Source organism: Sulfurirhabdus autotrophica, from assembly GCF_004346685.1.
GTDB classification, from domain to species: domain Bacteria; phylum Pseudomonadota; class Gammaproteobacteria; order Burkholderiales; family SMCO01; genus Sulfurirhabdus; species Sulfurirhabdus autotrophica.
Genome location: NZ_SMCO01000022.1, coordinates 21,175 through 40,155, shown reverse-complemented (window position 1 = coordinate 40,155; position 18,981 = coordinate 21,175). Strand labels below are relative to the sequence as shown.

Here is an 18,981-nt window from a genome sequence, read left to right as displayed (position 1 = left end):
TCATCGAAAAAAAGGCTGTTGTGGAGAACTAACCAGCTCCGCAACAGCCCTTTTTCTTGTACAACCTGTTACTGCTTTGTTTTATCCCGCTCAATCAATGCATAAGCAGAGTGGTTATGAATGGATTCAAAGTTTTCTGATTCCACCACATAACTGTCAATTCGTGCATCATCATTCAGTTTAGCGGCAATGTCGCGCACCATATCTTCTACAAATTTCGGATTGTCATATGCGCGTTCTGTCACGTATTTTTCATCTGGACGCTTCAACAATCCAAACAATTCGCAGGAAGCCTGTTCTTCCACTATACGCACCACATCTTCAATCCACATGAAATCATTGGTACGGGCGGTTACTGTCACATGGGAGCGCTGATTGTGCGCACCGTAATCGGATATTTTCTTGGAACAGGGGCACAGACTGGTTACAGGCACCACCACTTTCATGGTTTGACGGTACTCGCCTTTAAGAATTTCACCAATAAAAGTTACATCGTAATCCAGCAGGCTTTGCACTCCAGAAATGGGTGCCGCTTTGTTAATGAAGTACGGAAAGGTCATTTCAACATGGCCAGATTCCGCTTCCAGCAACACTACCATCTGACGCAGCATCTGCTCAAAAGACTCAACGGTAATTTCGCGCTCATAACCATTCAAAATTTCCACAAAGCGCGACATGTGCGTGCCTTTGAAATTGTGTGGCAGATACACGTACATGTTGAACATGGCGATGGTATGCTGCACACCCCCGGTTTTATCAGCCACCTTGACAGGATGGCGAATAGACTTAATCCCGACCTTATCAATCGCTAGTTGGCGCGTATCAGGTGTGTTTTGTACGTCTGGAATAGCATCTGTATCACAACATTGGTTCATTCGTTTGTTCCTTCACAAGGCTTATCACTTTGCGCTAGTATAAGCCAAATCAATAGTTGAGTAAACTACTCGGGTAATAGCTTGAATAGACTGGATGATGCCAGCTTTATCCAGACCGCAACTTGCCAGTAATGCAGCATGATCACCATGTTCAACAAAACGATCAGGTAGCCCAAGTTGCAATACCATTTTGGTCATACCCTGCCGAGCAAGAGACTCCATCACGGCACTGCCTGCACCGCCCATTACCACGTTTTCTTCAATCGTCACGATCCATTCATGGGTTTCCGCCAACTGTTTGACCAACTCTTCATCCAGAGGTTTCACAAATCGCATATTGGCAACCGTGGCATCCAATGCTTCCGCTGCTTGCAGTGCAGGATTCAGCATGCTGCCAAATGCCAGTATCGCTATATTTCTGCCTTGTCGGCGAATTTCACCTTTACCGACAGGTAACACTTCCATTTTTTGCTGTACAACTGCACCTATCCCTGCCCCTCGTGGGTAACGAACCGCAGTTGGTGTATCCAGCTTGAATGCAGTAAATAGCATCTGACGACATTCATTCTCGTCGGACGGCGCCATCACAGTCATGTTCGGTATGCAACGCAGAAAGCTCAGATCAAAACTGCCAGCATGGGTTGGACCATCTGCCCCAACCAGTCCAGCCCGGTCAATGGCGAACACCACCGGCAAATTTTGTATAGCTATATCGTGAATCAACTGATCATATGCGCGTTGCAGAAATGTTGAGTAAATCGCCACCACCGGCTTCATACCATCACAAGCCAACCCGGCTGCAAAAGTCAGCGCGTGTTGCTCGGCAATGCCTACATCGAAATAGCGTGAGGGATATTCTTCTGAAAACCGCACCATGCCGGAGCCTTCGCGCATGGCCGGGGTAATCCCCACCATTCGTTCATCCAGGGCAGCCATATCGCACAGCCAATCCCCAAATACTTGCGTGTAGGTGGGTTTGACACTTCCTGGCTTCACACTGACCAAGCCGTCTTCCGGTTTGAATTTGGAAACGCCATGGTACAAACAGGGATCATCTTCAGCTAGTTTGTATCCCTTGCCTTTGCGGGTGACGATGTGCAGGAATTGCGGGCCGGATAGTTGCCGGATATTTTTCAATGTTGCAACGAGTACATCCATATCATGCCCGTCAATCGGGCCAATATAATTAAACCCAAATTCTTCGAACAATGTGCCTGGGGTAACCATGCCCTTGACGTGTTCCTCAGCGCGCTTGGCCAGTTCACGAATAGGCGGCACTGCGCCCAGGACTTTTTCGCCGCCTTTACGCACTGCTGTATAAAAACGACCCGACATGAGCTTGGCCAAATAGTTACTGAGCGCGCCTACATTCGGCGAAATGGACATATCATTATCGTTCAGAATAACCAGCAGATTGGCATCCATCGTTCCGGCATTATTCAACGCTTCAAAAGCCATGCCACCTGTCATTGCACCATCGCCAATGACGGCAACAGCACGCCGCTCCAGCCCTTGCGCTTTTGCTGCGGCAGCCATTCCCAGTGCCGCACTGATAGAGGTACTGGAATGACCTGTGCCAAAGGTGTCGAATTCACTCTCATCACGCTTTGGAAAGCCGGCAAGCCCCCCCAACATGCGCATACGGTCCATGGCTTTGCGACGGCCTGTGAGTATTTTATGCGCGTAAGTCTGGTGTCCCACATCCCAGACAACCCGGTCAGAAGGCGTATTAAAGACATAGTGCAAAGCAATAGTCAGTTCGATCGTCCCGAGGTTGGAAGCAAGATGCCCACCGGTTTTACCGACACTTTCAATAATGAATTCGCGCAACTCTTCTGCCAGCTGAGGTAACTGACGACGCTCTAGCAGACGCAGCTGTTCCGGCGAATCAATGGTATTCAATAGTTCATACATGCGCGTCAGAACTTCCTTAACACGATAAAATCACCCAACTCGCGCAATCGTTTGGCTTTATCACCAAAGATATTGAGGGAAGCCATGGCATCGCGGTGCAATTCATCGGCAAATGCGCGCGCTTTTTCTACGCCCATCAATGAAACATAGGTGGGTTTATTCTGCTTCGCATCTTTGCCGGCAGTTTTACCCAAAGTAGCGGTACTGGATTCCGCATCAAGAATATCGTCAACCACCTGGAATGCAAGGCCAATACACTTGGCAAAATGCTCTATTTTTTCCAGCGCAGCCTCATCCATCCCATTTCCACAATTGGCGCCAAGCATCACTGCGGCACGGATCAACGCTCCCGTTTTGTGAATATGCATGAATTCCAGCTCTGACAATGTCAGCATTTTACCGACGGAATCCAGATCAAAGGCTTGCCCGCCTGCCATGCCGCGAGAACCGGACGCCATCGCCAGCAGCTTGATCATTTTCAATTGCACCAGCGGGTCATCTGCCAGACCGGATTCGGCGATTAACTGGAACGCCAGACTCTGCAGACTGTCCCCAACCAGCAGTGCGGTGGGTTCGTTATATTCAACATGGCATGTCGGTTTGCCGCGCCGCAATTTGTCATCATCCATGCAGGGCATATCATCATGCACCAGAGAATAAACGTGAATCAGTTCTACACTAGCTGCGACAGTCTGGACACGGTTTATATCCGCGCCAGCAACTTCACCCGCTGCAAAAGCCAGTAATGGGCGAACACGTTTTCCACCGCCCAATACAGCATAGCGCATAGCATCATGCAGGCGCTGAGGGGCAATCTCTGCTGACGGCAGGCAACCGCCCAGGACAGTTTCCATTCGCTCCTGGTAGAGCCGCGCCCATTCTTGAAAATCAGTTGTTATCGTCTGCACTGGGGAAATTTTGTAAGGTATTGGCTTCGAGGATTTTTACTTGCTGCTGCGCGTCCTGCAATGCCTGCTGGCAAAACTGCAACAACTCTGTTCCGCGTTTATAGGATGAAAGAGATTGCTCAAGCGGCAATTGCCCCGCTTCCATGGTAGCGACAATGCTTTCCAGTTCGGCAAGTGCACTTTCAAATGTCTGGGTTGTTTGTGTCTTAGCGGTTTTAGTCATGTCCGCACTTTAAATTCTCAAAAATACCGCAATTTAGTAATCCGGGTCAACCAATATTCATGGGGAACCTATAATAGTAACTATTTTACAGAAATATTGCACCTTGCACTAATTTGCGAGAAAATAATCGGCTTTTTTTGTCGATTTGGGGTCAAGCCACTTGTTTTTGAGGGCTTGGCAATGATTCAACTCCGCTCGAATGTTACATTTCGGGCTAAGCCTTCGTTTATCGAGGGGATTTTATGTCTGATTTGGCCAACACTTCTGCTCTGCTGCATACATCACCGCAATTACCAGTTCAATGGTATAACGACCCTGCTATCTTCGAGATTGAGAAAAAAATCTTGCTGGCTAATAGCCCGGGTTACATTGGCCATGAGCTAATGGTTCCCAACATGGGTGACTACCATGTGCTGGATTGGATGAATAGCGCAAAAATGCTGGTAAAAAATGCAAACGGCGTTGAACTGCTTTCCAATATTTGCCGTCACCGCCAAGCCATTATGCTGGAAGGTCGTGGCAACACACCCAATATTGTATGCCCTGTACACCGCTGGACTTATGACAAGCAAGGCACCCTGCTGGGTGCGCCCCATTTTCCGGGCAACCCATGCTTGAATCTGGGCAAAACACCATTGCAAAACTGGAACGGTTTGCTGTTCAACGGCAAGCGCGACGTAGCCAAAGATCTTGCCAATCTGGGTGTGATAAACAACCTGGATTTTTCCGGCTTTATGCTGGACCGTGTCATGATCGACCACTACAACTTCAACTGGAAAACCTTCATAGAAGTGTATCTGGAAGATTATCACGTAGAACCCTTCCATCCCGGGCTGGGCAAATTTGTGACGTGCGACGATCTCAAATGGGAATTCGGCGAATGGTACAGCGTTCAGACAGTAGGTATTAACAACCGGTTAGCCAAACCAGGATCGCCCGTTTACCAGAAATGGCACGAGCAATTACTTAAATACAATGAAGGTAAAGTTCCCCCCCACGGTGCCATCTGGATGGTCTACTACCCCAACATTATGATTGAGTGGTATCCCCATGTGCTGGTCATCAGCACAGTCCAGCCCACTTCGGCAGAAACCTGCACCAACATTGTAGAATTTTACTACCTGGAAGACATCGCCTTATTTGAGCGGGAATTCGTCGAGGCAGAACAAGCGGCATATAAAGAAACCGCCATTGAAGATGACGAAATTTGTCGGCGTATGGATGCAGGTCGCAAAGCGCTTTATCTTGCCGGCGAAAATGATGCCGGACCTTACCAGTCACCAATGGAAGATGGTATGGTGCATTTTCACGAATTTATTCGCCGTGAAATCGGACCTCATATTGAAGGCTGATCAATCTCAATACCCGCACTCTCTTCGTAAATATCTGCCTCAGTCGCTTGCCATCATTGATGGCAAGCGGCATCTATCCAACAAAAGTACAGTTAACCCTGCACCTTCACGCAACAATAGCGAGCAAACATGAAATCTGGCTGGATGGTGGTAGCAGGCGTACTTTTTGCCTTGATGGGCGCATTCGTAAAGTTCGGATCAGAATATTTTTCCAGTGCTGAACTGGTATTTTATCGCTCACTCATCGGCCTGCTGGTGATTTATCTGATCGTCAAAACACAAAAACTGCCCCTCGCTACGCCTCACTGGAGAATGCATCTTTGGCGAGGCCTTTCGGGCTTTGTCGCGCTCATGTTTTTCTTTACTGCTATTGGTCAATTACCACTGGCCACCGCAATCACCCTCAATTACACCTCCCCGCTGTTTCTGGCATTACTGATTACTTTCTATCTGAAAGAACGCCCGCACTGGCCTTTAATTTTTTCGATCTTGCTCGGATTCACAGGGGTGATCCTGTTGCTGCGCCCAACCATGAACCACGGCCAGCTATCCGCAGGATTATTGGGATTAGCCTCCGGTTTTCTTGCCGGCATCGCTTACCTTAACGTAAAACAGCTGGGACAAATAGGCGAACCGGAATGGCGTGTTGTGTATTATTTCACGCTTATCTCCACCATAGGCGCGGGTATATGGATGATTTTCCACAGCTTTCATCCAGTCACCACGAAAGGTTTTTTATTGTTACTGGGGTTAGGCACTACCGCCACCCTGGCGCAACTGGCCATGACCCGCGCTTACCGGCTCGGATCCACCCTGATTGTGGCCAGCCTGGCTTACACTACGGTTATTTTCGCCAGCCTGTTGGGAATATTATTTTGGGGAGAAATTCTGTCACTCACATCCTGGATTGCCATTTTCATCATTGTCATCAGCGGCGTTATCAGTGTACGCACCACGCCAAAAATTTCTCATCCGAAAAATGAAACACCCACCTGAATCCTCAATTTCCACCTTATCTAGCAACACTTTCCACATTAACACCAGACATGCTTAATCTCTTACAACGAAATCATTTGAATCCTGACCTCAAACCAAATAATCGAAAACATTTTACCCTGCAGTACAGTACCTGAAAACCTCATCAAGCGCCGTTGCAATGAAAAATTCATTCATTCAAAACCACCGTACAACACCTAACGAATTTACATCTAATGAATAACTTTCTGATTATGAACTACAATTGAATTGGTAAGAAAGTACTACCCGCAACATTGGAAGCCACTTGCCACAAACCGAAAGTATCCAGAGAGGAAGCTAAATCAAGCTTTTTCAACTATATCAATTGGAGGGCACCTTGAACAATTTTAAGAAATTAACTTGTGCAACTGTAATCTGTCTGGCGTTGCCTACTGCATCGCATGCGGCTTTGATTACCTTCGATTTCACTGGTGGGCTTGTAGTTGCGGATTCCACTGGCACCATTATTAAAAACAACAATTCACCGATTACACCCATAGCAGCAAGTTTAACTTACAACACGGATACTGGCATTGGGAATAGCGGTCTATCAATTACAATGAGTACATTCTTAGGGAGCGCCCCCACATTTCATGATATCAGCATGACCCGCCAATCCGGCAGCAATCTGATTACGGGACAAATACTGGTGGACTGGAGCGGTAGCTTGAATATGCCATTGCATATCGAATGGGATGCAACAGGCCTTTTTAACGCAATTAATTACGGCTTGCAAGCCGGCGATGTCATTAGTGGCAGTACTCTTTATCATGATACTAACGGCAATGGTTTATTCGACCAAGGGGAATATCTGACAAATGTATCCAGCGCTACCCCCTATTCCGACACGCTGCAGCTTCAACAAGGATATGGAACAAGCACACTCCAGGGATCTGCGCCAATGGCAGCGACAGCCGGAAGCCTGGGTCTGGCAAGTTCAGGATTAACTGGCATACGAGGATACTTTGATATAGGTAGCGGCAACAGCATGCATGTAGTTTCAGTCACCAGTGTTCCGGTTCCTGCTGCTGCATGGCTTTTCGGTTCTGGCTTACTAGGATTAACAAGCCTGGTGCGTATGCGTAAAGCATCCTAACTTAGCAATTGGTTAGCCAAAAAAAGTCCCGCTTTAGCGGGACTTTTTCATTAAATATCAAAGCAAGCACTGATCAAGTACAGCTTTTATTGGTTTTGCAATACAATCCCAGTAAATCCATCACACTCGCAAGCAGGACTTTTTAGGCATGGGACAAGAAATACCTCACACTCATTTTAGTGCCCATGACTTTTCCACATTCGAGAAACGATTGCGTGAAGAAACAGCACTCCTTGCACAAACCTTGCATTCTGGCCACTTTGGAGAATCTTGCTGTATGGGCGGCCTGGAACTGGAATCCTGGTTGCTGGACCACAATTATTTTCCAAATCCCAATAATGAAGCTTATCTCGCGCGCCTGAACAATCCATTGGTAGTGCCGGAGCTCTCCAAATTCAATGTGGAGTTAAATAGCACACCCCAGCAATTGCGTGGCGACGGATTGACTCGTATGGAAGCTGAGCTCACCGCCACTTGGCAGCATTGCCTTGAAGCTGCACACGAAATTGAAAGCGCGCTAATCATGATTGGCATTTTGCCTACCATACAGGAAAGTGAACTGACACTAGCCAACATGTCACCACTTAACCGCTATTTCGCGCTGAATACGCAAGTGCTGCAAAGCCGAAACGACCAACCGATTAAAATTGATATTGAAGGCGCCGAACATCTCCAAACGCTGCATCAGGACGTGATGCTGGAAGCCGCCACCACTTCCTTTCAATTGCACTTGCAAGTACCGGAAACGGAAGCTGTGCGTTATTACAACGCATCCGTGCTCTTATCGGCGCCAATGTTAGCGGCATGCGCAAACTCCCCCTTTCTGTTTGAAAAATCCCTGTGGGACGAGACACGTATCCCGTTATTTGAACAAGCCGTGGATAGCGGCACAACTAAGAAACGGGTGACTTTCGGTTCGGGCTACCTGCAGGAATCCATAATGGAGTGTTTTGCAGAAAATCTGGACAACTATCCGATACTCCTTCCCATGCATTTTGATACTGATATTACTGAGTTTAGTCACTTGAGACTACATAACGGCACAATCTGGCGCTGGAATCGCCCACTTATCGGCTTTGATGCAAACGGTACGCCCCATATTCGCATAGAACACAGGGTGGTTCCCGCTGGCCCCAGCATTGTTGATCAGATGGCGAATGCCGCATTCTATTTTGGTTTAGCCCATTTTTTGGCAAAATTAAACATTCCGCCAGAGAACACACTACCCTTTGTTACCGCACGAGAAAACTTTTACAGCGCCGCACGCCATGGTCTGTCTGCGAAAATCACTTGGTTAGACAATACGGTCACTGATACCCGTACTTTATTGTTGGAGGAACTGATCCCCATGGCCCGCCATGGATTAAAATTATTGGACGTTGATGAAGATGACCGAAAACGTTACCTTGATATCATTTCCACGCGGGTAAAAACCGGGCAAAACGGCGCTGCCTGGCAACGTGCTTTCATCGATAAGCACGGACGCGATTTTTTCAAATTAACAGCGGCCTATCTGGCGCATCAACGAAGCGGGCTGCCGGTTCACGAATGGAATCTTGATTAATGAATCTCACTGAGCTAAATGCACTACCTGACCGTTTCCTGGATATGGATGCGGCCAATTTACATAAAATTTTACCAGGCCCGACACTGATTCATTTACCGGGCAGACGTCAGGAACCATTATTTGTATCTATACTCTTGCACGGCAACGAAGACACAGGTTTGAAAGCGATTCAGTCTGTATTGCGCGGTTATCAAAACCGGGAGCTACCGCGTGCGCTCTCCCTTTTTGTCGGCAATGTTTCTGCAGCCCGCCTGGGGTTGCGGAGACTGGATGGGCAGCCTGATTACAACCGCGTGTGGCCAGGTGGTGAAGACAATTCTTCGGTTGAACAAAGCATCATGCATCAGGTTGTCGAATCCCTACGCAGCCGCAGTCCTTTTGCCAGTATCGACATTCATAATAATACCGGACTTAATCCCCATTACGCCTGCATCAACCGACTGGATCAACATTTCTTTCATCTTGCCACGCTATTTAGCCGTATTGTGGTGTATTTCATCCGGCCAACCGGAGTTCAATCCGCCGCCTTTGCCACGCTCTGCCCATCAGTAACCATTGAATGCGGCAAGACTGACACCCCTGGCAGTGAAGAACATGCCGCTGAATTTATCAATGCGTGTCTGCACCTCTCTGACTTTCCGGTCCATCCCATTGCCAAGCACGATATGGATTTATTTCATACTGTGGTCACGGTAAAAGTGCCGGAAAATATCGAATTCGGCTTTGGAACAAATCATCTCACGCTTAACTTTAACGAGAATATTGATCATTTTAATTTCAAAGAACTCAGCCCCGGCACTCCCTTTGGTCATTGCCAAGGCAACCACTTACCCATTCTGGCAATCGACGAAGGTGGCAATGATGTCAGTGAAAGTTATTTTATGGTGAAAGGCAATCAAATAGTTTTGCGACGACAATCCATGCCTGCAATGTTGACGAGAGACGAGCGAGTTATCCGGCAAGACTGCCTGTGTTATTTAATGGAGAGAATTGACCCAGGCACGACACCCCATCAGCTGAAATGAATTTGCCGGGCACTCAAATCTCGCTTATATTGATTTCAGAAACCACACCAATAAAAAGGGTCACTACATGATTGCAATAAAACTGGAAAAAGATACCGTCAACCTGGCTGTTTTAGGTGAATTCACCTTATCAGACTACAAAGAATTTGAAGCAGCAGTTCTATATGGCCTGAAATTTAAAGGCACACTCAATCTCTTAATTGATTTGCGCGACATGTCTGGCTTTACCGTGGATGTAGCATGGGAAGAAATAAAATTCAGCCGTGAACATCAATTTGATTTCAACAAGATTGCAGTCGTTACTAAGGAAAAATGGATCAGCTGGAGTGCGTGGATTCAACGCCTTTTCCTCGACGCCAAAATCCAGATATTTGAAGATTATGATGTTGCACATAACTGGATCATACCCGGCTAAGCTCGCTCAGGCATAAAAGAACGGTATGCGCCTGCTCGCTGATACTGTTCTGGTTATCCACTTTTTTTTTGTATTGTTCGTGGTCGTAGGATTGTGCCTGATCTGGATAGGCGCATTTCGCAATTGGCAGTGGATACGCAACTTCTGGTTTCGTATACTCCATCTGCTTGCTATTCTTTTCGTTGCTATCGAAACATTGTTCGGTAAAGTATGCCCGTTGACCACATGGGAAGACTTGCTTCGCGGCACCCGAACTACTCAACCAGGCTTTATTCAGCGTTGGGTATCGCGACTGCTGTTCTATGACTTTCCTGAAACTGTATTCACAGTCATTTACCTGATTTTTGCTATGGCAGTCATTTTAAGCATGATCGTTATCAAACCAACATTACCGCAAAAATACTCAAGCAAACCACCGGAACCTTTTTCCGATACATAAGCAAATCATATATAACCTGGGCATGAAAGCATGCCCAACTTTTTCCCCTGCCAGCAAAATTAAATGGCATAATAAATTGGCAAGCCAAAAATATAAAAACTCAACAGCAATCATCACCACATTCCAACTTAAAAGCGTTTGCATTTTTCTTAACCGGGGTTGCATGAATATGCATTTTTCGCGTCTACTGACAGTCAGCCTGTGCGCTTTACTGTTGAATGCCTGCTCGATGGGGCAAATCGTTGCTCGCTCTACTGTCAGCATCATGGACAGCGGCGTAATTGCCATGAATCACGAAACGGATCTGGAGTTAGCCAAGGCAGCTATTCCAGCCAATATCAAGTTGGTTGAAGGCATGATTCAGGAAGTGCCAACCAATCGTGAATTACGTATCTATGCCGCCCAAGGTTTTTATGGTTACGCCTTTGGATTTGTTGAAGACGAAAATCATGAACGTGCCTCCAGCCTTTACCAAAGAGGACTTAAACACGCGTTTGCAGCTCTGGCAACGTTTGGATTGAAAGGGGATATTCAGTCCATGCGTAACGACACCCTCCAGCAAAACATATCGCATCTCGATAGCAATGCTGTGCCGGCGCTATTCTGGGCAGCTTCCAATTGGGCCAAATTAATTGACTTGAACCGTGACGATCCAAGCCGCATTGCCGAATTAAGCAAAGTTTCATCACTCATGCAACGGGTCATTGAACTGGATGAAAATTATTACTACGGCGGCCCCCAATTATTTTTTGGGGTATGGCATGGTAGCAGACCCCCCATGCTGGGAGGGGATTTCGCCTTATCCGAAAAGCATTTCAAAAAAGCGCGAGATCTGACCCAAGGTAAATTGCTTATCGTTGATTTACTCTATGCACAATATTTATCCGTTCAGCAAGCAGACCGCAAAACGTTTCATGACAAATTAACTGCCATAGTGAACGCACCACCGGACATTTTTCCTGAAATGGCTTTGGTCAACGCCATTTCCCAACGTAAAGCACGCTTGCTACTCACTAAAGAGGGGGAATTATTTTGAAGGTAAAACAACTGGGTTTGTTGCTACTGCTGCTATGTGCATTTACAGTAAGGGCTGATGATACTTATATACTCAAATTTGCAACGCTTGCCCCAGCGGGTTCAACGTGGATGAATGTCATTAAAGCCTGGTCTGAAAAAGTTTCCAAAGAGAGTCAGGGGCGCCTTCAATTTAAATTTTATCCGGGTGGTGTTTCTGGTGACGAACCTGACATGCTGCGCAAAATTAAATACGGCCAACTCAATGGCGCAGCAATAACCGGCCATGGCATTGGCAATATATACTCACCTGCACGGGTACTTGAAATGCCGTTTTTATTTCGTACCTACGCTGAAGTGGATTATGTACGCGCCAAGCTCATGCCAGAAATTCAGGCTGGTTTCCGCAAAAATGACTACGAATTATTGGGATGGATGGAAGTAGGATTTGTACGAATTTTTTCCAAAACCCCTATTAACTCTATGGCAGAACTGAAAAAACACCGAATCTGGCTATGGGAAGGAGATCCACTTGCTACGGCTTTTTTTGCCGCCAGTGGTATATCCCCCATTCCACTCCCTATTACTGAAGTATTTACCAGCTTGTCTACTGGGTTGATCGATACCACTCTTGCTCCACCACTTGGCGCTATCGCCCTGCAATGGTTCACCAAAACACCTTATATGACTGAGGATGCTATGGCAGATGGCATTGGCGGACTGGTTGTATCCAGCAAATTCTTTAACAAACTTCCTAAAGACTTGCAGGGACTATTGCAACGCACCGGTAACGAGGTAAGTCAGCAATTGCTAACCGAAACGCGTAAAGACAACGAAAAGAGCGTTGCCGTTTTACAAAAAAATGGCATTACCGTTACCCCCGCGTGGAAAGAATCTGAAACTGAAATCAACAGCATCCGTGACCGTGCAGCAGCAGATCTGGCAAAATCCAATTACATTCCTGCAGAAGTCTATGACCGTGCCCGAAAAGCACTCGTAGAATTTCATCAGAAAAAGTAACAGGTAAATGGAAGCCTATACTCGGAACCGCTCTCTGTTCGCGAAAATCGAGAGCAAACTGACTCGGATTGAAAGCCTGATTGCCAGCATTAGCATGGTAATCATGCTGGTTTTGTCCTTGCTGGAAATTATTTTGCGCAATTTTTTTCATACAGGGATACCTGGGGCTTCAATTCTTATCCAGTATCTGGTGTTATGGGTCAGCTTCTTTGGGGCCATATTAGCTGTTCGCGAGCGCCACATTAAAATCGACGTCGCCATTGCCTTTGTAAATGATATCTGGCGCAGAAGATTAGAGCGCCCTATTTTCCTGTTTTCCACACTGGTGTGCGGAATCCTGTTCTGGCATGCGTCACGATTCTGGTGGGACGAATGGGCATCCAGCAACCCTGATGAGCGATGGGTTGCTGCTTTAGGCATTATCTTTCCCGTGACCTTCTGTCTGCTAATGCTCCACTTTGCTCTGCGCGCCATCATTGGCCCACGATCACCTAAGCGCGTTGTAAAATGACAGCCACAATCGTCATTATGTTACTTGCCCTGGCAGCGCTTGGCGTGCCACTTTTCATCATCATTGGCGCTGGTGGACTGGTGGCGGTATGGTCTGCCGGCCTCGACCCAGCCGTGCTCATGATAGAAATGATGCGGCTGGCAACTTCGCCCAATCTCATGGCTATCCCCCTTTTCACACTGGCTGGCGTCGTACTATCCAAAGGGGGGGCGCCAGAACGCTTAATCAAATTATTCACTGCTGGATTTGGCTGGATGCCAGGTGGTCTGGCTGTCGTCGTCCTGATCACCTGCGCATTTTTTACTGCGCTTTCTGGTGCATCTGGCGTCACTATTCTGGCATTAGGGGGGTTGCTCTACCCCATGCTGTTGAGAGAGGGCTATACCAAACGGTTTTCACTGGGACTGCTCACCAGTTCCGGCTCTCTTGGCCTGCTATTCCCACCCAGCATGGTTGTGCTGCTATATGGCATTGTTGCTGGCGTCAATATTGAGCAAATGTTCAAAGCAGGCTTTATTCCCGGCGTTATTTTATTAACCATGCTCGCGCTATACAGCATTTTTGCCGGGCACAAGCTTGAAATAAAAAAACACCCCTTTTCCTGGAAGGTACTGAAGCGTGCTATTCGCCATGGTGTGTGGGATTTATTGTTACCCGTTGGTATCATTGTTGGCTTACTAGGTGGTTATGTCACGGTTACTGAAGCTGCAACCTGTACTGCAGCCTATGCCATTTTTCTGGAAATGGTGATACATCGTGACCTGAATCCCATTACGCAAATGCCCGGCTTTGGAAAAGACAGAAGTTTGCTGGAAGGTATTTTCAGGGAAGCCAGTGTGTTGAGTGGCAGCTTGATGATTATCCTGAGTGTAGCAATGGGGTTAACCAACTCCATGATCGATGCGCAAATCCCCATGAAAGTCATGGCACTGCTGGAACAGGATGTCACCAGCAAAATGCAATTCCTGATGTTGCTCAATTTATTTCTGCTGCTGGTAGGCGCGGTAATGGATATTTTTTCCGCAACCATTGTTATCGTACCGCTTATTCTGCCCCTGGCACACCGATTTGGCGTAGACCCCATCCACCTTGGTATTATATTTCTCGCTAATCTGGAAATTGGCTACATGACGCCCCCGGTTGGCATCAACCTGTTCCTTGCCAGCCAGCGTTTCAAAGAGCCTATGCTGAGCCTGTTCCGGGCTTCTTTGCCATTTTTATTTATCATGCTGCTGTGGCTTATCATGGTGACCTATGTGCCGACGCTCTCATTATGGTGGCAATAATATTGACATAAGAACGATCGTTCGATAAGCTATTCCCATGACGAACGATCAACATTATCTCGGCCAATTGCAGGACTTTTACGCAGAACACCGCGTACTTCCAACCTATGCAGCAATGGGCCAACTGCTCGGCCTCAAATCCAAATCATCCGTAGCAGCGCTAGTGGCCAGACTGAAACTAGCCGGATACTTAGGCAATGCCCCTGATAAGCGCTTAAAACCTGTCGAAAAATTCTTTGAACGCGCTTTGGCCAGTAGTTCTGTGCGCGCAGGCCTGCCCAATTCAATTGATGATATTTCCAGCGAAGCGCTGACCATTGATGACTACCTGGTGGAACGTCCTTCTCAAACCGTACTGGTGCGCGTTAAAGGGGATTCCATGATCGATGCAGGCATTCATGAAGGGGATATCGCCGTCGTAGAACGAAAGCCTGCCGCAAATATTGGCGACATTGTCGTCGCTATTGTGGACAATGAATTCACACTCAAATATTTGCAGCGAGAAAAAGGCAGCTTTGTGCTCCATCCTGCCAATCCGGCTTATCCGGTAATCAGACCTAAAGGACAGTTGGAAATATTTGGGGTGATGGTAGGGTTAGTCAGAAAGATGAAGAGCTAATCAATCATATTTTTCTGAACTTTTTAGCAGAAATACGTGACATTTTCTGAATCATTCTACTTATACAACCACACTAAATTGATCAACAAAAGCATTACATACGGGTACGCGACCGTAGGCCGAACAGAATTGGCAAAATACTCTCTGACCAACCCCAGTGCGCCAGGCCGTGAAACCTGCCAGATTGAATGCAACTGAAAAGCTGCTGCTTCAGCTTCAGCTTCAGCTTCAGCATTTCCGCCTTGTTTAATCATGCTTTCAACCATCAATATCCGTTCACCAAGTCGAGATTGATAGGTTTTCCAGATAGCTTCCTGCAACCACAAAACCAAAACCATCAAACCGGATAAAATCCCATTAAGGGACATAACCAACCCAATGAAGAATAAAACAACACTCGTCAGTTTGATGTAAACCGCAATCTTTTCATATTGCTCGTAATTGTTCTGTAACGCTACCCACTCCTGCACCAACAACCCACTTTCTGAATTTAGCATGTCAGTCTCCACCACCACATCCACTCCCGCAACTTGATCCGCCATCACTTGAATCAGACATACCATCAAAAAAGCCCCCTGATTCCGAACCTGAACCAGAGCTACCTGAACACCCGGAAGTACAACCAATATCACCGGCACAATAACCAGAACCATAAGCAGGCGAATTAGGGGCCCTACAATTTAAGGTATACACAAATCCATTCGGAATATTCAGCATGGCATCAATACCAAAAATCAATGGCAATTTATTCGGAGAAACCGGATTAATTTTTTCCTTGGCACAAGCCAACCGCCATGTACGCTTTATCCCCTCCTGCGCAAGAGTTGGAGAGCGCATTGCCTCTGTCGGCGTATGATGCAAAAATCGTCCCAGCGCTTTCTGACTGAAGTCCTTATACACTCGCGTGTGTAAAATAAACTCATGCCAGGCATCATCCACCACCTGAGATGGCATCGCTACCATACTGCGCTTTGCTTGATTACAAATATAGAAATAATCACGCAAAGCCTGAAATACCAAGCTAATCTGTTCGTCTGATAAGAACGGATATTTTTTTAAGATTTTATTTTTGATTGAACTGTGAAAATGAAATTTCTTGATGTATACAAGCCGCTTGGCACGAATACGCTTAAGCGCAATAAATGACATTCCAAGCAAGGATAAGGATGCAATTATTACAGTGGGCCACCCCATGTTTTCCCCATATAAAAATGCAAACAGAATTGTACGATTCTAACGTTCAAAAATACTTTTACCGGAATAATTTCACGGCAAAGCCACCATTCTTCAAGTAATCACTGTCGGTTCTTCACGCCCTGTTCGCTGCTTTAACTCCGTAATTTTCAAAGCCACTTGAATTAGCTCGGCAAGTGCTTGTTGCGCATCCAGATGATGATTGGCGACTTCCGGATCATAGGCTTCAAGATAAATACGCAGTGTTGCGCCCTCAGTGCCTGTACCAGACAAGCGCACAATAATGCGTGAATCATCAGTAAAAATAATTCTTATACCCTGACCATTACTTACACTTCCATCTACTGGATCGGTATAGCTAAAATCATCGCAAAGCTTCACGGTATATTTGCCAAAATTGGCGCCCGCAAGGCTCTGAAAGCTGGCTTGCAGGTGGCGCATTACCCCTTGAGCATCTTCAACTGGCAAGCCTTCGTAATCATAACGAGAGTAAACATTTCGACCAAAGTGTGCCCAGTGTTCGCGAACAATTGCTTCAACTGACTGATCCCGTGCGGCAATGATGTTGAGCCAGAATAAGACAGCCCATAAACCATCTTTTTCACGTACGTGATTGGAACCGGTACCAAAGCTTTCTTCGCCGCATAATGTGACTTTTCCGGCATCCATCAGATTACCGAAAAACTTCCAACCGGTGGGTGTTTCAAAACAGGGAATGTTCATAGCCCGGGCAACACGGTCAACTGCTGCACTGGTAGGCATAGAACGAGCCACACCAGCCAGCCCACCTTTATAAGCGGGAACTAGACTAGCGTTTGCAGCAAGTATGGCAAGACTGTCTGAGGGAGTAACGAAAAACTGCTTACCCAGAATCATGTTACGGTCGCCATCACCATCAGAAGCCGCACCAAAGTCAGGGGCATTGTCAGCGTACATAGTTTTCACCAGTTCAGGCGCGTAGGTAAGGTTAGGATCGGGATGACCACCGCCAAAATCTTCCAGCGGAACTGCATTCATCAGACTCTCTGCAGGCGCACCAAGGCGATACTGTAATATCTCCGCAGCATAGGGACCGGTCACTGCATGCATGGCATCAAACTTGATCCGAAAATCTCCCGCCAGCAAATTACGAATAGCAGCAAAATCAAATAGTGATTCCATCAGTTCTGCATAGTCGCTAACCGGATCTATGACTTCTACGATCATATCGCCAAGTTTGCTTGTTCCTATCGTATCCAGTTCCACATCTGGCGTATCCAGCAACTGATATTGGCCAATTATTTTACTTGCCGAAAAAATGGCCTCGGTTACTGTTTCGGTAGCAGGACCACCGTTGCTACTGTTGAATTTGATGCCAAAATCACCGTCCGGTCCGCCCGGATTATGGCTGGCAGAAAGAATAATGCCGCCAAAAGTCTTATATTTACGTATCACACAAGAAGCTGCAGGGGTTGAGAGTATCCCGCCTTGCCCCACCAGTATTTTACCAAAGCCGTTTGCTGATGCCATTTTCAGAATCACCTGAATTGCCGGGCGATTGTAGTAGCGACCATCGCCACCCAATACCAGCATCGCGCCTTTTGGCGCATTGATACTATTAAAAATGGCCTGTACAAAATTTTCCAGGTAATGCGGCTTTTGAAATGCGCTAACTTTCTTGCGTAAGCCCGAAGTACCAGGCTTTTGATCCAGAAATGGCTGCGTGGAAATAGTGCGTATGCTCATAAAAATTCCTTGGGGAGACGAATAATCGATTTACGTGAACATTTTTCAATATCATACCACCAGATACCCGCAAAGAGCCTCGTGACAACCATCGTATGCCTATAAGCGTGCTATTATCTAAATAATATAAATTTATGCTTTCCCACTTAATTTTAGCCTTACGCCCACAAATCAGGTCTTTGGTTTATGCAAAACCCGCTGATTCCAGAAATTCTGACTTTACTCCACCGCAACCCCAATGGCATCAGTGAACATTTAATTCTGAAGGCACTAAAGGATCATACTGGCTTTACAGAGATCGCCGACCAAGGTCACTTGGCCTTGTTTCAGAAACACTTTATGGTGATGAATGCGCTCTACCAACTTCAGAACAGCCTTTGGAATGAAGAACAATTGACATTAAAAATTTCGCCACTGCAAATACAGCTACACCCTTGTGATAGACAGGGAAACCTTGGAAGTTTGGCATTGGCTGAAAGTACGGCTTTAAGAAGCTACTATCTGGATTGGCACAATTTTAAGAACACTTCTGAAGAGGAGGTATCGGCATTACTACATAACTTTTGGCGGCGTTTCATTAATACTGACGATCGAGCTGCTGCCATGCAGGCACTCAATTTAAAATTTGGGGCTTCTGCCGATGAAATTACCCGACGTTACCGCGAACTGGCTGCGATACATCATCCCGATAAGGGAGGAACACAAGAAACATTTATTCATATTCGCCAAGCTTTTGAGGTACTAAGGGAATACTGAACAATTAATGCGAAACTTAGTTTTC

Annotated in this window: 20 protein-coding genes; 13 read left to right on the top strand and 7 right to left on the bottom strand. The window is 46.6% G+C overall.

Features of this window, described 5'->3' with window-relative positions; genetic code table 11:
• Nucleotides 1–68: 68 nt before the first annotated feature.
• From folE2 to EDC63_RS15760, 4 genes are read right to left on the bottom strand one after another with little or no spacing between them, the layout of a single operon-like run.
• Nucleotides 69–875, bottom strand: coding sequence for a GTP cyclohydrolase FolE2 (gene folE2 / locus EDC63_RS15775; protein ID WP_124948242.1), 807 nt, complete (start codon nt 873–875; stop codon nt 69–71).
• Between the two features lie 24 nt (nt 876–899).
• Nucleotides 900–2,789 (bottom strand): 1-deoxy-D-xylulose-5-phosphate synthase, encoded by a 1,890-nt coding sequence (gene dxs / locus EDC63_RS15770; RefSeq protein ID WP_124948241.1) that lies wholly within the window; start codon nt 2,787–2,789, stop codon nt 900–902.
• 5 nt (nt 2,790–2,794) lie between these two features.
• Nucleotides 2,795–3,643: a polyprenyl synthetase family protein gene (locus EDC63_RS15765; protein ID WP_124948240.1), complete on the bottom strand. Its 849-nt coding sequence runs from the start codon at nt 3,641–3,643 to the stop codon at nt 2,795–2,797.
• 34 nt (nt 3,644–3,677) lie between these two features.
• Entirely contained in the window at nt 3,678–3,920 is a 243-nt protein-coding gene (locus EDC63_RS15760) for an exodeoxyribonuclease VII small subunit (protein ID WP_124948239.1), read from the bottom strand.
• A 242-nt stretch (nt 3,921–4,162) separates the two neighbouring features.
• On the opposite strand from EDC63_RS15760, the gene EDC63_RS15755 reads away from it, so the two are divergent.
• The 12 genes from EDC63_RS15755 to EDC63_RS15700 all read left to right on the top strand — a co-directional run bounded on the left by EDC63_RS15755 (nt 4,163) and on the right by EDC63_RS15700 (nt 15,281).
• Nucleotides 4,163–5,272 carry an aromatic ring-hydroxylating oxygenase subunit alpha gene (locus tag EDC63_RS15755; protein WP_124948238.1) on the top strand — a complete coding sequence of 370 codons (1,110 nt, stop codon included), beginning with the start codon at nt 4,163–4,165 and terminating at the stop codon, nt 5,270–5,272.
• Between the two features lie 129 nt (nt 5,273–5,401).
• Complete coding sequence (locus EDC63_RS15750; RefSeq protein ID WP_223248492.1) at nt 5,402–6,268, top strand: DMT family transporter; 867 nt, start codon at nt 5,402–5,404, stop codon at nt 6,266–6,268.
• Nucleotides 6,269–6,626: 358 nt separating this feature from the next.
• A complete protein-coding gene (locus EDC63_RS15745; RefSeq protein WP_124948237.1) occupies nt 6,627–7,385 on the top strand; it encodes a hypothetical protein in 759 nt (252 codons plus the stop codon).
• Between the two features lie 148 nt (nt 7,386–7,533).
• Complete coding sequence (locus EDC63_RS15740; RefSeq protein WP_124948236.1) at nt 7,534–8,949, top strand: glutamate--cysteine ligase family protein; 1,416 nt, start codon at nt 7,534–7,536, stop codon at nt 8,947–8,949.
• Nucleotides 8,949–9,977, top strand: a complete 1,029-nt coding sequence (locus EDC63_RS15735) for a M14 family metallopeptidase (RefSeq protein WP_124948235.1) — start codon at nt 8,949–8,951, stop codon at nt 9,975–9,977. Before EDC63_RS15740 ends, EDC63_RS15735 begins: the two co-directional genes overlap by 1 nt.
• A 67-nt stretch (nt 9,978–10,044) precedes the next feature.
• The gene (locus EDC63_RS15730) at nt 10,045–10,392 is read left to right on the top strand and encodes a SpoIIAA family protein (protein WP_124948234.1); all 348 of its coding nucleotides are present in this window, start codon (nt 10,045–10,047) and stop codon (nt 10,390–10,392) included.
• 25 nt (nt 10,393–10,417) lie between these two features.
• Nucleotides 10,418–10,831, top strand: a complete 414-nt coding sequence (locus EDC63_RS15725) for a DUF2784 domain-containing protein (protein ID WP_124948233.1) — start codon at nt 10,418–10,420, stop codon at nt 10,829–10,831.
• A gap of 163 nt (nt 10,832–10,994) precedes the next feature.
• Nucleotides 10,995–11,867, top strand: a complete 873-nt coding sequence (locus EDC63_RS15720; RefSeq protein WP_165923017.1) for a TRAP transporter TatT component family protein — start codon at nt 10,995–10,997, stop codon at nt 11,865–11,867.
• On the top strand, nt 11,864–12,865 hold the full coding sequence (locus EDC63_RS15715; protein WP_124948231.1) for a TRAP transporter substrate-binding protein: 1,002 nt from the start codon (nt 11,864–11,866) through the stop codon (nt 12,863–12,865). The genes EDC63_RS15720 and EDC63_RS15715 overlap by 4 nt, the downstream gene beginning before the upstream one ends.
• Before the next feature lie 7 nt (nt 12,866–12,872).
• On the top strand, nt 12,873–13,376 hold the full coding sequence (locus EDC63_RS15710; RefSeq protein ID WP_124948230.1) for a TRAP transporter small permease: 504 nt from the start codon (nt 12,873–12,875) through the stop codon (nt 13,374–13,376).
• Complete coding sequence (locus EDC63_RS15705; RefSeq protein ID WP_124948229.1) at nt 13,373–14,662, top strand: TRAP transporter large permease; 1,290 nt, start codon at nt 13,373–13,375, stop codon at nt 14,660–14,662. Before EDC63_RS15710 ends, EDC63_RS15705 begins: the two co-directional genes overlap by 4 nt.
• A gap of 37 nt (nt 14,663–14,699) precedes the next feature.
• Nucleotides 14,700–15,281, top strand: a complete 582-nt coding sequence (locus tag EDC63_RS15700; protein ID WP_124948228.1) for a LexA family protein — start codon at nt 14,700–14,702, stop codon at nt 15,279–15,281.
• Nucleotides 15,282–15,337: 56 nt separating this feature from the next.
• Here the strand turns inward: EDC63_RS15700 and EDC63_RS15695 are convergent, their stop codons facing one another.
• From EDC63_RS15695 to EDC63_RS15685, 3 genes are all read right to left on the bottom strand, one after another.
• The gene (locus tag EDC63_RS15695) at nt 15,338–15,823 is read right to left on the bottom strand and encodes a hypothetical protein (protein WP_165923016.1); all 486 of its coding nucleotides are present in this window, start codon (nt 15,821–15,823) and stop codon (nt 15,338–15,340) included.
• On the bottom strand, nt 15,780–16,475 hold the full coding sequence (locus EDC63_RS15690; RefSeq protein ID WP_124948226.1) for a glycine-rich domain-containing protein: 696 nt from the start codon (nt 16,473–16,475) through the stop codon (nt 15,780–15,782). Before EDC63_RS15690 ends, EDC63_RS15695 begins: the two co-directional genes overlap by 44 nt.
• A 93-nt stretch (nt 16,476–16,568) precedes the next feature.
• A complete protein-coding gene (locus tag EDC63_RS15685) occupies nt 16,569–18,200 on the bottom strand; it encodes an alpha-D-glucose phosphate-specific phosphoglucomutase (RefSeq protein WP_124948225.1) in 1,632 nt (543 codons plus the stop codon).
• Nucleotides 18,201–18,386: 186 nt separating this feature from the next.
• On the opposite strand from EDC63_RS15685, the gene EDC63_RS15680 reads away from it, so the two are divergent.
• The gene (locus EDC63_RS15680) at nt 18,387–18,956 is read left to right on the top strand and encodes a DNA-J related domain-containing protein (protein WP_124948224.1); all 570 of its coding nucleotides are present in this window, start codon (nt 18,387–18,389) and stop codon (nt 18,954–18,956) included.
• The last annotated feature ends 25 nt before the right edge of the window (nt 18,957–18,981 follow it).